This is a genomic window from Campylobacterota bacterium, from assembly GCA_020633995.1.
Classification (GTDB): Bacteria; Babelota; Babeliae; order Babelales; family RVW-14; genus JACKCO01.
Genome location: JACKCO010000004.1, coordinates 441,534 through 457,573 on the forward strand (window position 1 = coordinate 441,534; position 16,040 = coordinate 457,573).

The 16,040-nt window shown below is 43.8% G+C and carries 10 protein-coding genes; 7 read left to right on the forward strand and 3 right to left on the reverse strand.

Going from position 1 to position 16,040, the window contains the following annotated elements:
• The 4 genes from H6679_04985 to H6679_05000 all read left to right on the forward strand — a co-directional run bounded on the left by H6679_04985 (nucleotide 1) and on the right by H6679_05000 (nucleotide 9,584).
• Nucleotides 1–687 (forward strand): hypothetical protein, encoded by a 687-nt coding sequence (locus H6679_04985; GenBank protein ID MCB9493602.1) that lies wholly within the window; start codon nucleotides 1–3, stop codon nucleotides 685–687.
• 155 nt (nucleotides 688–842) lie between these two features.
• Nucleotides 843–5,585: a hypothetical protein gene (locus H6679_04990; GenBank protein MCB9493603.1), complete on the forward strand. Its 4,743-nt coding sequence runs from the start codon at nucleotides 843–845 to the stop codon at nucleotides 5,583–5,585.
• A 160-nt stretch (nucleotides 5,586–5,745) separates the two neighbouring features.
• Nucleotides 5,746–7,668, forward strand: a complete 1,923-nt coding sequence (locus tag H6679_04995; GenBank protein ID MCB9493604.1) for a hypothetical protein — start codon at nucleotides 5,746–5,748, stop codon at nucleotides 7,666–7,668.
• 308 nt (nucleotides 7,669–7,976) lie between these two features.
• Nucleotides 7,977–9,584 (forward strand): hypothetical protein, encoded by a 1,608-nt coding sequence (locus H6679_05000; protein ID MCB9493605.1) that lies wholly within the window; start codon nucleotides 7,977–7,979, stop codon nucleotides 9,582–9,584.
• Between the two features lie 116 nt (nucleotides 9,585–9,700).
• On the opposite strand, the gene rsmG is transcribed toward H6679_05000, so the two are convergent.
• A complete protein-coding gene (rsmG, locus tag H6679_05005) occupies nucleotides 9,701–10,339 on the reverse strand; it encodes a 16S rRNA (guanine(527)-N(7))-methyltransferase RsmG (protein MCB9493606.1) in 639 nt (212 codons plus the stop codon).
• Between the two features lie 131 nt (nucleotides 10,340–10,470).
• Between rsmG and H6679_05010 the strand changes: the two genes are divergently transcribed.
• Together H6679_05010 and H6679_05015 are read left to right on the forward strand one after the other, a co-directional pair.
• Entirely contained in the window at nucleotides 10,471–11,253 is a 783-nt protein-coding gene (locus tag H6679_05010; protein MCB9493607.1) for a hypothetical protein, read from the forward strand.
• 101 nt (nucleotides 11,254–11,354) lie between these two features.
• Nucleotides 11,355–11,528 (forward strand): hypothetical protein, encoded by a 174-nt coding sequence (locus tag H6679_05015; protein ID MCB9493608.1) that lies wholly within the window; start codon nucleotides 11,355–11,357, stop codon nucleotides 11,526–11,528.
• 53 nt (nucleotides 11,529–11,581) lie between these two features.
• Here the strand turns inward: H6679_05015 and H6679_05020 are convergent, their stop codons facing one another.
• Entirely contained in the window at nucleotides 11,582–13,687 is a 2,106-nt protein-coding gene (locus H6679_05020) for a Zn-dependent oligopeptidase (GenBank protein MCB9493609.1), read from the reverse strand.
• Nucleotides 13,688–13,746: 59 nt separating this feature from the next.
• Nucleotides 13,747–14,439 (reverse strand): tetratricopeptide repeat protein, encoded by a 693-nt coding sequence (locus H6679_05025; protein MCB9493610.1) that lies wholly within the window; start codon nucleotides 14,437–14,439, stop codon nucleotides 13,747–13,749.
• A gap of 144 nt (nucleotides 14,440–14,583) precedes the next feature.
• Between H6679_05025 and dnaA the strand changes: the two genes are divergently transcribed.
• Nucleotides 14,584–16,023, forward strand: coding sequence for a chromosomal replication initiator protein DnaA (dnaA, locus tag H6679_05030; protein MCB9493611.1), 1,440 nt, complete (start codon nucleotides 14,584–14,586; stop codon nucleotides 16,021–16,023).
• The last annotated feature ends 17 nt before the right edge of the window (nucleotides 16,024–16,040 follow it).

Sequence of the window (16,040 nt, forward strand, 5' to 3'; positions counted from 1 at the left end):
ATGAACAAAAAAATACTACTGCTTATACTTTTGCTCATCATACCTACCTCTGCATCGCCATGGCTGGAGCACATTAACGCAACGCTGGCCACTGCGCGTACACTCTCCCACACGCTGACGGCTCAACAGCAACTCAGCCAAGCGAAAACAGCCACACCCGAGCAACTGGCAAGCTGTGAGGTAGCAAGCGTCTTACTCACCCTTGCCCATGACCTGACAACACTTGTCAGCACGTGCGCAAGTGATGGCATTGTTGAAAATGGTTATGACGCAGCAACGCAACTCGCGCTCATGCTGAGCAACATTGGCACTGCTGCTAGCAGCCTTGACCGTGCGCTTGACCTACAACTTATGCCTGATGAGGACAAAGACTGCCTTGAACCAAGTGCTTTGCGCACAACATTAACAGACGATGCGCTGGCGCAAACAACATATTTATACCTTGCACCAACTATTGAACTGGTCAGTACGCTGGCCCATCTGTACACGCACACAACAAGTCTTAACGCTGCGCAACAAAAGGCAGTTCGTCAATGCGCTCGCGCATGCGCCCTGCTCTGCAGGCTTGTGCAAACTATGCTCATTCAATCACCATATTCAAAAGAGAAAGGCATATGCTTAGTACTCGTACTATGTCAGTGCATGCGTGTTGCCTACACCGCAAGTCAAACACTTGAGGTTACGTAAAAACCAAATCCACAAAAACATTAAAAAAGTATCTAAACTGTACAAAAATTGAACTGGAAAAAAAACCCTGTTAAACTTTCATGGTCTTGCACAAAAAATGTACAAAAAGAAAAAATAACACCCCCAATTGACCTCGTAAAACAAAGGATTTAACTATGGTCGACAAACGATTACAGAAAAAAATTGCACGCCTTACCGCAACGGTTTATGTTGCAAGTATGTTTTTAGCGCCTACTCATATTTTTGCAAAAACAAATAACCACGGCCGCACCGCTGAAATAGCAACCAGTGTGGTAAACACTGTAGCATGTCTGTGTGCAAATCATACAGAAAGCATCGCTATCAAAACCGCAGCTCATGGAGCAACACTGGCTAGTGACATTACGCGCCTCATCTCTTCGTACAACGAAAGCGCCACCCAAGAGCGTGCGTTTCTAGCTCGACTTAATACCTGGGTCCACCTTGCACTAACCGCTCGCAGCGGCTACCAGTGTGCACACTCAGCTTCAAAACTTTTTTCAGACGAGCAAATAGAGCTCTTTGAACATGAGTTTCCACTTCAGTTGCCAGAACAAATAACACAAACATTGCAACCCATCATTGACACACTCTTTGAAGTTGTAACCAATGAATATTTCGTGCTTGCACACACTTATGGCTTTCCTGTGGCTGAAGGTGCAGTTAACGTAGCAGCCGCACTACCAAACACATCAGACTATGCACGCCGCCTCCTGCACGACATTGGTACCATGTTGCGTACTTGCCAAGAGCTTCGCCAGCACAGATATGACAGTGCGCTCACGCTGCTTATGACAACATGCTTACTGGCCCAAACAGCTAACCTTGTTGCTGATGCTGCAACACAAACACCGGAACAAATTTGGGAAGAAAAAGAAGCAAAGCGTCTGCAGCTTGAAGCTGATGCGATCGCACGCGCTGCAAATTTTGACGCACTTGATACACTAAAAACCCAGGTCAACGAGACTATCCAAAAAATTGATCTACAAAAAGAACACAAAAAAATAGCCGATCAAAAAGTTAAAAACAAACCCAAACGTCAACGTTCATCAAGCGTCGATCTTGGTAAAAAATCAGACAACAGCCCCCTTGCTCAAAAATCCTTTAAAGAAGAAGCTGATGTATCAACGGTTACCCAAGAAGAACTTCAACAGCAACTCAATGATTTTTACGCAAAACAACAAACTTCTCTACAGGCTGAAAAAACCAAGCTTGCAGACAAAGTAGCCGAGCTGCGAACAAACACAGACCTCTCTACGCAAGAGAGTCAAAAAATTGCCGATGCTGACAATGTAGTCAAAGGCATCGATAGCAAACTTGCCGAGATTGAGCAAATGAAAGCTGTTGATCAGGCACACCAAGATCTCAAGAAAGCCCCAGCAGCGAAAGATGTGTCGCGCAGAGAAAACCGTAACGCACAGCGCAAACACCTAGATGCTCAAAGAAAGCTCAAAGAAGAAGAAAGAAAACTACTTGAACGCAGACAACAAGATACCGCTGCCATTGACAAGCAAATCGAACAAGCTGCCGCAGACAAACAGCGCCTTGGCCTTGATGTACTCGACACCAAAGTAACCTCACTTCTCAATGATGAAATTTTTACAGACGCAGGCAAAGCACGGGTACCAGCCGACAAACACACAGAACTTGAAACACACAAACAAATACTTGAAAAAATAGCAACTCAAATAAAAGCTGTCCCAGCTGATGCAAACGAGCAAACCATCGCCAAAGAAATCATTGCCTGGGAATTTAAGGTTTCAGCAATCACCAAAGCCATCACTGAACTCAAAAAAGAATTTTTGAAAGCTCGTGGAGAACTAGAAACAATTATCTCTGACATTGAAAAAACAAAAACACCTGCACCTGCTGGCCAACCAGCACTCACAGCAGATCAAGAGCGAGCAAATACAGTCATTGACGAGCAGGTCAAACAAGCTAGAGAAATAAAAAAAGCTGCTGACACCTCCGAAAAAATTGCTGCTGCTAAAGCTGAACTTACAGAAAAGCTTGCAACACTACAAGCATGCGACCTGACAGCATTTGCCAAGAAAAAACCACTCGAAATGGCTGCTGACATACAAGCCGCTAACCCTGCTCAGCAAGCACAAATGAAAGAGCTTCTAGCATCTGCAAGCGAGGCCGACCTTACCCAAGCCGAGCAAGAGCTTCAAAAACAAATCGCGCAGAATACAGCAGCTATTGCAGACAAAGCACGCGAAGAGAATGCAGCCTCGCCTAACTTCTTTCAAAAACTAACCAACAGTTCGGAAGAAAATGAACAAAAGGCTGCTGCTCGCCAAAAAGCCGAACAAGAAAAAGCAGAGCTTGAGCTAGAAAAAACTAAACTTGAACAAATGAAAAAAGATCTTGAAGCTGCACACCAAGCACGTAAACAAAAAGATGCACAGCGTGCTCAACAAATCAAACAGCAAGTTGCGGCATTAGATGTTACTGACTTGGCACCAACACACCCTGTAGTGCAAAAAATTAATGAGATTAAAGGTGTCAACATTAATGCTAATAACCCATTAGCCGCGCTACAAGAACTGATCAAACTCAAGAAAGAACTCGACGACCTCCTTCATTTAGTTGATGTGAAAAACGCGTTGGCAAGCGAGGAAACAAAAGAGGCTGCACTTGCACAAGAAAAAGAAAAACCAAGCCTGTTTGCAATCATGTGCGATCTGGCCGACGAGTCTAAACGCGCAGCGGCTGTAACAAAGCTCTACCAAAACTATGGCGCTGATTTGGCTAGCTTGTTTAAAGAGCCCAAGGTTGAAGAAAAAAATGCAGTAGTAGCTGCCGATCTTACACATTTCTTACAAAACGTTGTCAAGCTATGTCAAGAGCAACTCAACGATCCACTCTTTGCAGACCTGGGCGTTGCAATGCCTGAAAAGGCCCCTGAGCAGTTTCCAGAGTTTATGAAGCTTGTTACCACCATTGTAGCTCACACACAAGACGCTAACGATGCGGATGCAACTAAAGCCTACCAAGATGCTTTTGATAGAATGCATGCCCAATACACCAAATGGATTGGAGTCAAACACTTTATCGACACAAACTTTCTTCTCCAGCAAGTTGATGTATGTCAAAAACTTTACTACGCAGCATACGATGAATTTGCACAAGCATCTGCAAAAATTCTTAAGCTGAAGCTGACTGAACTCAAACTTAAAACCGAAGCTGCAAAAGCAGGCAACGACACCCCTCAAGGCAAAGCACTGCTTGCACTGGCAGCCAAAGCACATCAACAAGTAAATAGCGTTATCCAACATTTGAACAAAAGTGAATTTGGCCAGGCGCGCGCAGCAGTCCAAGACGAGTCAGTGTACGCGCAGGTCATGAAAACTGAAGCAGCACTAGATGTTATACTAGGACAAATTACACCAGAAACAATTACCGATGTCGCTGCCATGGCTAAACTAGCATGCACAGAGGCTAAAGCACAGTACAAATCAGCAGATACTGCACTTGGCCAGCTAGAAACTGCTCTTGATGCACCTAAAACTATGGGTGAATTTGCTACAGCATTTGCCACTGGCATTGAAGCTCTGTATGAGGTATGTGCTGTTAGTGAGAATCATAAACAAAGAGAAGAAAAAGAAAAGCAACAGTTTGTCATCGACATCAAGCGCATGCTTACCGAACTTGTAACAAGCAATTCTCCAGAGACGGCCGAGGTCATCAAACAACGCCTGAGCAAGATGGTTACTCTCATGGCCATCGAGTGTGAAAAAGAAGCGACGCTTGCCCATCTTAAGACTTCAGGGATTGACTTCGGTGTGCTTGGCGACACCCCAATCTACTTTTGTGCTGACGGCTCTCAATGCAAGGGTGCACATCGACCATTTGCATCGGCTAACATGCAACGCCTCCCTTATGCTGCCACTCATGTGTACAACGGCAGCATCGCTCGTGCATCGCTTGAAGACATGACTGTCAAAAAGTACACGGTAAATATTGCAGGCACTAAAGAAGAGAAAACAGAAGTTGGAGCCTACAACGACTCAATGTATCTAAACGACCTTAATCGCCTCAAGCGCTGTATAGAAATCGAAAAAATGAACGTTGAAGAAAGAAGAGAAATCTTGCAAGAGGCTATAAATGCATACTATCTTGAACGAAATAGTCATAGTGATAGTCTCACAGATCAAATACCAGAAGAAGAACTTGCCACGAGGTCGTACCTTGAGAACATGGACTTATTTGAGCAAGTAAAAGCAGTAATCAACGTAGAGTATGATAAAGAACACAACGTTCACTGGAGTGCAACTTACCCTGCCACACTTATTTCTGACTTACTTGCTAGGGATCGATATAAAAAAGCTGTTGCAATAACAGAACTACCACCTCTTTCAGGCAATGAAGCAACAGAGGCTAACGTACAGGAATTACTTAGCCAGGCATACCAGCGTGCAGAGACTCTTCTATATCACCCAGATAGTGGCATTTCACAGGCTGCCAGAGCGGTGACTGGTTATCAGTCAGTTACGGATAAAGAAGGTGAAGTAAGTAAAAACATCGGGCGTTATAATCAAACCATTAAGCCTAACTACGAAGAGCTTGGCAACCTTGTGCGTGCATACCACGAGAAAAACAAAAAAACTATGGACCAAAAAACAATCGATAGTTTCAACAAAGATTTTGAAGCTTTAATGAACAAAATTCTGCCGTATGGCTCGACTAAGGTTCGAGCTGGTGATCACAATTCTGGTGACGACGAAGTCAAAGAATTTGAAGCGCTTGAAGGCGAAATTACAGGGATCCTTGGGCAGCTACAAGGTGAAAGCAAATGCACACTTAACGAGCCAGAAACTCGTGCAAAGCTAGCCGATATAACAAAGCGATTTGAAGCGATAAAACCGAAAGACTAACAACCAACCAGAGAACTTAAAAGAGGGCAACGCATGTTGCCCTCTTCTTTTTTTGTTATTTACATTGCGTGTATGTCTTCATACACTTGGTGTATGACATTTTTATCCAGTGCTTTTTTGTACCATAAAAACCTGTTTCACCGTTTTAAAGGAGAATTTCATGAACGGTATCAATAAAAAGATGATGGTATGGGCACTGTTGATAGCTGGACTGAGCACACCGCTCAGAGCCGCTTCCCCACACCAACCCACGCCTTGCACGTGGGGACGTAGTGCCGAAGTTATAGCAAGCCTTGCACGCAGTGGGCTGCATGTATACCATACGCACGCGTTGCCTGACGATCATCTATCCTCATCACCCCCACCACACCTTCCCAGTAAGCTAGCCCTTGATGGTGCAACACTATGCACCGACCTGGTTCAGCTCATTACCGATTACCGGGAAAGTGTTACTGACCAGCAAAGTTTTTTGACGCGTCCGCATACACTTGCACACCTAGCATTGACAGCGCGCTCAAGCCACCAGCTTGCACAAAGCATCTTAGCATGGGTTCAAGAGCCAGAAGATTGCGATACCCTCTACACTAACAACTCACACGCTCAACAAGAGCCAGAAAATTGGACACTCCTAACTAAAGACGATATTGCACATCTTGCCCAAACAACGGCAGACATCGTTGCAGCACTTCCCAACACATCACCATATGCACGACGCGTTTTGCATGACTGTAGTATGATTGCACGAACCGGCTATGATATCAGCACGCATGCACATGAAGGCGCTCTCCCCTTAGCACTCATGGCGCTCTTGTGTGTTGAAGCAGCAACAATGTGCCACGATGTGCTCACTCAAACACCTGAAGATGCATGGTGGGCAGAGCAAGAGAGAATCAAAGCCGAGCAAGAACGAGTACGCAAGGCTGAACAAGAACGCAAAGTCCGTGAAGAACAAGAACGTAAGCGCAGAGCGGAACAAGAAGCTGAGAAAGAACGACTCAGACGTGAACGAGAAGAGCAAGAACGCAAGGAACGTGAAGCACGCGAGCGTGAAGAACGTGAAAAGAAAGAGAGAGAAGAACAAGAAACTCGTGAAGCCGAAGAACGTAAGCGTGAAGAAGAATTAGCACGTGAAGCCGAAGAGCGCGAGCACAAAGAGCGTGAAGAACGAGAAGCTGAAGAACGCAAACGCAAAGAAGAAGAAGAGCGCGCTGCCAAGCAAGAACGTGAAGCCGAAGAACGCGAAAAGAAAGAGAGAGAAGAGCGCGAACGTAAGGCCCGCGAAGAAGAATTAGCACGTGAAACTGAAGAGCGCGAGCACAAAGAGCGTGAAGAACGAGAAGCTGAAGAACGCAAACGCAAAGAAGAAGAGCGCGCTGCCGAGCAAGAACGTGAACGCGAAGAACGCGAACAAAAAGAGAGAGAAGAGCGCGAACGAAAGGCCCGCGAAGAAGAATTAGCACGTGAAGCCGAAGAGCGCAAGCGCAAAGAACGTGAAGAACGCGAAGCTGGAGAAAAGCGCAGACGCGAAGAAGAGGAGCAAGAACGCAAGGAGCGTGAAGAACGCGAATCTCGTGAAGAAGAAGAAAAAAGAAAAGAGGCAACTGCAAGCACTACTGTGCCCGAAGTAAAAAAGCTTACAGGCTTGAGCGAGGAGTTGTATAAAAGCGTACTTCAAAAAGCATTCGATACCCAATTCAAAGGACAGTGGCTAACAATGCTTAAGCAACTTGATCCGACAACCAGGCAGCCCGGTCACCCTGCCGTCAGAATAGATGACAATATCATTCGCACAGTCCTGCAAGAAGCATGCAAATTTTTCCCAGAACTGAAAAACATTCCTGACGGGCTTATACCATGCTTTACAGCAGAATCCATAACAAACCTTATCCAAAGCGACACACCCGATGCATTGACAACTGCGCTCATAGACGTTTTGTACACTGAAGAGTTTGAGAAATTTGTTGGACTCAAGACAGCACACACAGCATTTAAGCAAGGCGACAAACCAACAACACTCGAAGAACTCGAACAACAAGTAAACGCTGCAATCGCTCAACACTCTATCGAAAGTGCAGCGGAATAATTCACCCATATCAAAATCAGAAGATACTAAAAAGAGCCCCGCGCAAAACGTCGGGGCTCTTTTTATGCACTTTACCCACAAAACGTGACATCGCTAGGTGATTGTGCTATGTTCTTGGATCACTTTCAAAAAATGAGGGCCCAACAAAACTTGCAAGAGGATACCCATGACATGACCCGCACAACCAAAGACAAAAAACGTAGCGAGTTAAGCAAAATTGCTTGCAAAATCCAAAGCATTTGCTTTTTGCCTACAAGCTGATAGACTTTTTGCCGTCGTTGTAGAAAACAAAAGTTACACTTTACCATATGAAGGATTCTATGGACTTTTTTTCCCCCAAAACAAATATTTCGTCCCTTTCTAAAAAGCTTTTAAGCTCAACCTTGAGCTTTGCGCTTTTGGGCAGCTCATTGCTAGCTGAAGCCAACACACCGCTGCGTGTTGCTGGCATGCTAACCGGTGCTGGTGCAACCGCTGCACAATTGAATTTGCACAAAAAACACTATGATGATCGTTTTGGTGCTGAAGCACGTAAGCCAAAACTTGCGGCTGATGCACTCGATGCTGCGCATGATGCAGTCAGCATAATCATTGACTATGCTGAGTCAGAACATAAACGCACAAATGCTTTAAGCCATGCACCTGCATTGCTACGTGATCTTGCACTTCTTGCTCTTAAGTCACAAGCTGTTTACAAAGACATCAAAGCAATCCAACAAAAAGATGCGTACGAAGCACCTGCTGATGACAAAACTGGAACAACATTGGACAATGAAAAAATGATGCAACTTCATCGCTACGGTCTTCCTGTAGGACGTGGTCTTTTCAGAGTGTTGCCAAACGGTGTAGAACTTGTATGCCAAGAAAGCGAAATGACAGAACGCTTCCGTCTTGTTGCTAAAGACATTGATGCTCTGCTCTACTCATTCTCACACTTTTTGGAAAGCAAAAACTTTTCCAAGCAACGTAAGCTTTGCGCACTCGCACTTGCTGCTAATGCAGTAGTACTCTTGGCTGACCAAGCTGGTAGCTTTGGCCAAGGCACAAGCACACTGCCAAATCCTCCTGCCTTTGATACAACAGCTCTTGAAGGTCAGCTCAAGCCATTGCTTGCAAAACTCAACGCTATTGGCGCAAGCTCAGATCCTCTTGATCAAGAAGTAAAAGCTACTGTTGAAGCTGATATTGAAAAAGAAATCAACGCACTTAAAGATGCAAACAAAGACAATCTTGATGATGCAGCCTTTACAGCATTACGCGACAAAGTAAAAGCTGCTGCTGGCAAAAATGCTGACTTAAGAACTTACCACTTTGCTTCCCTTGATGGCTTCAACGCTGATAACAAAACTGAAGCTGATCTGAAAGCCATGGAAGCTCGTATGCAGAAGTTGAATGATAAATATAAAGCAGCAACTCAAGCTCAAAGTGAAAAAGACAAACTTGCAGCTGTCGCAAACGCTATTGCAACACGTCGAACTGCTCTTGGCAGAAACCTAGCAAACGCTACAAAATTCACTCAAAACGGTGCTGGTGGATTTAGTAACGACTCACAACCATTAAACAAAGCAGACCGTCAAGCATTACACACGTTGGTTAAAAATGCAGTTGAAAATAACCAGAAACCTGAAAATTTCGCCTACAAAGTTACAACAAATAATGGCGCTGGCAAGGATGCAAGCGACGCGGTGACCCTGTTATTCCAAGTTATTGCACACAACAAATTTGGTACTGTAGGTAAACAGCTGACTCCTACAGAGCAAAGTAGTCTTACCGCTATTGCTGATAGATACTTCAGAAAAGACCAAGACGGAAATCTTACCCTTAAAGGTACCGAAAAAGAATGGGGCCTTGGTGATGAGGACTTTGACAATGACGTCAAAACAGTCCAGGCTGTACTAGACAAACTCAATAAATAGTCATCTACTCTGTAAAAACAAAAAAAGAAGCTCCCGATTTTCGGGAGCTTCTTTTTTTGTAAATCACTTTAGTCCTCTCACACCACCACTTCAAAATCAACCACCAACTTTTATCCTTACGGCTTACCAAAAAACAAAAGCTTACGCGAGCGGCTACCAATCTTGTATACATGCTCACGCTTGATAAACGGCACCACTTTGGTCTGCGGTGTAAAGTCTTTGCTTGCCCAATACACAAGCTCTGCCTTGTTGTAAACACATGCTGGCTTAAAGACCCTGATCAGCTCAAGTGGATCCAGCGCAGCACGGGTAACAAACAGATCAATTTCATAGTCGGTGATACGCAAAAATGTACGCCAGTCATACTCACAGACCTGAACATCATCAAGGCCAAGCACATTAGCCAAATCGGTCAAAAACTGACGCTTTTTGTGGTTAACCTCGATCAGCACGAGCTTAAGGTGGGGAAAGACAATTTTGAGTGGAATCGCTGGAAACCCTGCTCCTGTACCAATGTCAGCAATTGAAGAAATAGCCTGTAGCTCATAACATTGGCGCAGTACAAGGCTGTCACTGAAGTGGTGGCGTAAAATCGAACGAAGATCAGTAATCGCTGTCAGGTTAAACTGCTGGTTATGCAGGTTTAAAAATGACTCATACTGCTTGAATTGCTCGACCTGTTGGGGATTTAATCCTTCCTGATCGGCAAACTCTTGCCAAAGAAGATCGGGTGATTTTTGGCTCATTTTGACCATACCGCTCCCTTTTTATTATTTCAATTATTAAAAAATATAGATTTTCACTGTATAAATCTGCTACGATGTCAGTATAAAGGGCATTGACTAGAAAGAAAATAGCCCCGAATAATTTAGGGGGAAGAACGATCATGATACTAAACAAAACAAAGGCGACCGTTGCCATCACCATCTTTATGTTGGTATGCATGCTGATAACCAGCTTGGTAGCTGACACCCGCATTGTTATGTATCTTGAGCCGCCTCCGGCCGATGTGCTTGCAGCTGTAGCGCAAAACGTTAAAGATGATGAGAAGCTCAAGGCTGACTTTGACATGTTAGAAAAACAAACACCGGCAGAAGTGAGCAAAACAATGGTGAAAAACGGACTCCGCTCACGCCTACTACCCAAGGTAAGTGGTTTTATCGCATTGTATGGCGGTTATGTTGATTATTCCGACACAGACGGACAAATTACCTTTCCACTGCGTCATGACATATCAAGATTGTACGTAGCACTGACCCCGCGCATTGAACTGGTACGGGTGCAGGGGCACACCGTCTCACACGCGCAGTATGTAGACAGTAACAACAACCCCACCGAGCTATACCAATTAGACGTAGAAACTGACGAGAACAAACAGCAACGATGGTGGAAGGTGCAGCAAGTTCACTTGCCTGAAAATAAACAAATAAGCCCCATCACGGTAACGATTTTGACTGACCCAAAAAATTTGTATATCGAACAGGGGAACTTTTTCATAGAAAATGAAACTAAACAGCTAATTCTGCCACGCATCTTTGTTGTTGGCAATGTGCAAACCGAAGCACAGATTTTGGCAAGCCTTGACATTACCCGTTACTTTGAACAAATTACGCGCAAAAAACAAAAATCTGGTGAAACAATCATCCAGGATAACATCAATAACATTTGATTTGTGTAAAATCTTGTTTTGAAAGACTATCCTGTGCAAGAGTGATGAAGAAAAATAAAAATTAATGTGAATGTTCAACACTATTTTTAGGAGGACACGTTATGTTGTCAAAAAAATCTGCACTTGCACTTTGTGCATTACTTGCTGCTTGTACCATTGCTCCAGGTTGCTGCTGCAAGAAAAAAGGTAAAGAATGCAGTAGCAAGCAAGAAAAAAACGGCAAAAAAATGTGCAAAAAATGCAACATGTCTAAAGATAAATGTGGATGCAAATAAAATTTGCACCTGCAAAAAAAGTCCCCGGTCTGATGACTGGGGACTTTTTTTTATTACGAGCGAATACCGTAATCTTTTAGGAACGCATCTTGACTTGGCGCTCTGCCTAAAAAGTCTTTAAGCAAGATTTCTGGGTCAACACTACCACCTCGACCAAGCACTGTTTTAATCAAACGCTGCCCGGCAGTCTTACTCAACAACCCTTCACGTTTAACGTGCTCAAACATATCAAGTGCAAACACCTTTGACCACAAATAGCCGTAGTACTTGGCGCCATAACCGGTCAAGTGTCCAAACGATGCCCAATGATGAGCATCTGGTTCGTACGCAACATATGGCAGAAGACGCGTCTGAAGCTCTTTGCAAATACCATCAAGATCTTTTACACCACCAGCCTTAAAATATTCAAGCGCCTGGTATGAAAACACGGCTTGACGCGCAATCCAAAAACCTGAATCAAAACTCTTGAGTTGCTGAATTTTTTCAATCAAATGATCTGGCAATTGTTCACCAGTTTTGTAGTGCGAACTAACCATCTTGAGCATCTTTTTGTCATACAACCACTCTTCAAACATCTGTGAAGGCATTTCCACAAAGTCTCGCTTAACACTTGTTCCCGAAAACGACGCCATTTCCGTCACACCCAGGATTTGATGCATTGCATGGCCAAATTCATGAAAGAAGGTAGTCAGGTCGTTATATTTAAGCAGCGCTGGCTTGTCACCCATTGCCTGAGGAAAGTTGGCAACAACAACAACCAAAGCTGGCGTTGGCACGCCTTTGTCAAGCTTGGTCGAAACGACACCAATTTCGCAAGCGTGAGAGTATTTGTTGTCACGAGGATACAGGTCAAGCAACACATATCCACGTAATGCTTTTGACTGACGATCACGTACTTCAATGAGTTGTACTTGGTCATGCCAACTTTGGTCAATCGGCAACATTGTAAACTGCAAATCCAAAAATTCTTGGTAAATATCAAAGACACCTTTAAGCGCATGCTCTACAGGGAAGTAATCTGCAACTTCACGCTCATCATAGCTATAGTGCTTCTTTTTATACTGATTTTTAAGATACGCCATGTCCCAGGGCTTAAGTTTGCCATCGCCGTCTAGCTGAACACCATCGGGAAGCTGCTTGGTCCACTCTGCTCGTTCCTTTTCCACCTTACTGCCAATAGTTCCCGTCAAGTCGTCAAGAAACTGCTCGACGCGATCAGTCGTTTTAGCCATTACACTGTCAACATTGAGTGCCGCAAAACTTTCAAACCCAAGCAGTTTTGCCAGTTGATCACGTTTTGCAATAATTTTTTCAAGAACTTCTTTGTTAGCCGGATAGGCACGATTTTGAAACGCTCGGTAAAAACGCTCTCGGGTTTTTGAGTTATGACACTCTTCCATAATCTCAGAACGTGCCGGGTAATTACACTTGACAACGTACTGTTCCTTTTCATTTTTCTCTAACGTCTTAATATAGTCTGGATCAACACCATCAAGCTCGCCTTCCGTTGCTGTAATTGCGCTTTTGTCCTGAGCTATGTTTGTCTCAAACTGCAATGATAGCTCTGATAATTCTTTTTTAAGCGCCTGCGCTTGTGCAAACTGCTCATCAGGAAGTTTGAAGCCGGCACGTTCAAAATCTTTGATTGATTCAGTTAAAAAATAATGTTGTTCATCAGAGAGTTGTTCACGTGTTGCTCCATCTGCCTGGAAATCTACAAACGCCTGGTAGAGAGGCTTTTTCTCAAAAGCCTCGATATAAAACGTCTGTAGTTTTATGATAGCCTTATGACACGCTTCGCGCATTGTTTGCTCCGGACTGAGCATTTCAAGCACATGCAGGGGCGTCAAACTCGTGTGGTAAAACTCTTCAGCAAGATCAAAAGCGCGAGCTGTGTTGTCAAAGGTGCGATCGCTTTTGTCAATTGCTATAATCACATCAAGCTGTGCACTAACGTGTTTGATGGTATCTTCAATAATATGCTCAATCTCTTCTATTGTTTTAGGAAATGAGGCTTTAATGTCATCTATTGACTGCACTAATCTGACCTGCATGCTATCTGCTCCACGCCGTAATGAATGTTTATTGGTTGTACTATCACCGCAACTTGCCATGCTCATAACACAAGCAAGCAAAGCACAATAATTAATTTTTCTCATATCACTCCCCTTAAATTTCGTAAAAATGCTTATCTGAAGAAAGTTTTCAGCTTAGCAGCTCATGCTTGTTTGTACAGACCATTCTTACATTGCTCAACATATGCCTTGAGTGCCTGCGCACCAGCATGATCAGGTGCCACAAATAGAATATTTTCAAGCTCATGGTTTGCCAACAGCCAATCATCTAGCCAACTGGCAACAAGCGCGAGATAATAACGCGCATCTAAAAAATCTGGAGCACGCATTACAGCATCTGCAAAACAGCGCTTTGCTTGAGAAAATTTACCCTGCTCAACCAATACCTTACCTTGATTGACGAGTGCTACCTCAGGGGTGAGATAATGCTGATCGCATGCCAGCTCATGCCAAAGCTCAAGAGCCTGCTCCTGCTTGCCGTTTTGCGCTAACACACAAGCATAATTGTTACGCACATCAGCTTTTTGCTGTAACGTTGTACAACAACTGAGCGCCCGAACAAAGCAGTCCATACTTTGTTGATGCCGAGAAAGTTTGAATAACAATGTTGCTTTGAGTGCCAAAGACTGCCAAGCATCCGGCACCAAAGTAAGTGCCTGATCAACATATGCCAATGCTTGCCTGAGAGAGCTATCACTCATCGTTTGATCGGTAAGGTGAGCCACCGCCATTTTGTGGTATGTACGAGCCAAACCTTTATTGCCCTTCTTTCCACAGCCTGGAGAAAAAAATATAACAGAACACAGAACAAATAAGTGCCGATATTTTCTGATCATAACAACCCGATGTTAAATTTTTCGTGTTCAAGACGACCTCTGTTTGATATACTGACTTGCACACGTATCACCTTACACATCATTGATATATGTTTTTAACACAACATCAAAATCTTGTCACTGAGCAAAATAAAAAGAGGTCTTGTGCAGCTTGTTTGGGATGAATTTCTAAAAATCATGAAAGCTGAAGCTGGTAGCCAAATTGTTGAAACTTGGTTTAAGGCGGTCAATCTTGAACAATGGGATCCTGCCACAAAAACCGTGACATTAAAAATGCCAAACGAGTTTGTAAGCAAATGGATTCGCGATCACTACCTCACATTGCTCAAAACACACCTCGGTCGTCTTCTTCACTCAACCGATTTAAAATTAAACCTAACTTGCAGCCAACAAGACACTGAACCTGAACCACCAAAACCTACGCACACAATTTTGCCAGCTTCAATTGTTCATTACAACCCCAGAAACCAGGGTGATGACACTCGTATAACAGCTGTTGGAAAGGCTCCCCATACAAATTTTGCGGCGCTTAAGGTAACGAGAAAGGCACGCCCCGTCACATCAAGCCACCTCAATGATAAGTATCAGTTTAGTAGCTTTATTGTTGGACCAAGCAACTCACTTGCACATGCTGCTGCATTTGCAATCTGCAAGAATTTAGGAAAAGTCTACAACCCACTTTTCATTTATGGCGGAACTGGCCTTGGCAAAACACACCTGCTACATGCTATTGGCAATGAAGTACGTCGCCACAACCCCGGCCTGCATGTTCGTTACGAAACAGCTGATCGATTCATCAACGAATTCATCAACTGTATACGCTTTGACCGCTCACGCGAATTTCGTAGTAAATATCAAAAAATTGACCTGCTTCTTATTGACGACATCCAGTTCCTGTCAAACAAGGAACAAACACAGGAAGCCTTTTTTCACATATTCAATTCGCTTCATGAAAAACATAAACAAATTGTTTTCTCGTCAGATACTTTTCCCAAGGACATTAAAGGTCTGCAAGGTCGACTTAAATCACGTATGGAATGGGGGCTTGTCGCAGACATTCAAATGCCTCATTTGGAAACAAAAATCGCCATCCTGAAAAAAAAATCAGACCAACACAACATTCACTTGCCTGACGAAGTTGCCGACTACATAGCCTCACGCGTTCGCTCAAATATTCGTGAACTTGAGGGAGCATTGGTGCGGGTTGCTGCCTTTGCAGATTTAACACATCAGCCCATCACGCTTGAAATGGCCAAACGAGTACTTTTAACGCTCAATGAGCAACGCAATGAAGACACATCACTTGAGCATGTTGTCAAGGTTGTCGGCAAACACTACGGTGTTTCACCGCAAGAAATCAAATCAAAAAAACGCCACAAAAACATTGCACTCGCACGGCAAATCTCATTCTTCCTCATGAAAAAATTAACCCATAGCTCGCTACAAACAATTGGATCGTTCATCGGAAAACGCGATCACTCAACTGTCATTCACGCACTAACAAAAATTGACAGCCTACTTAAAACTGACCATTCGTTTGAGCAAAAAATCAAAGTTATTGAACAAGAAATTTTGACCGATTAAGCTGCAAGAAAGCTTAG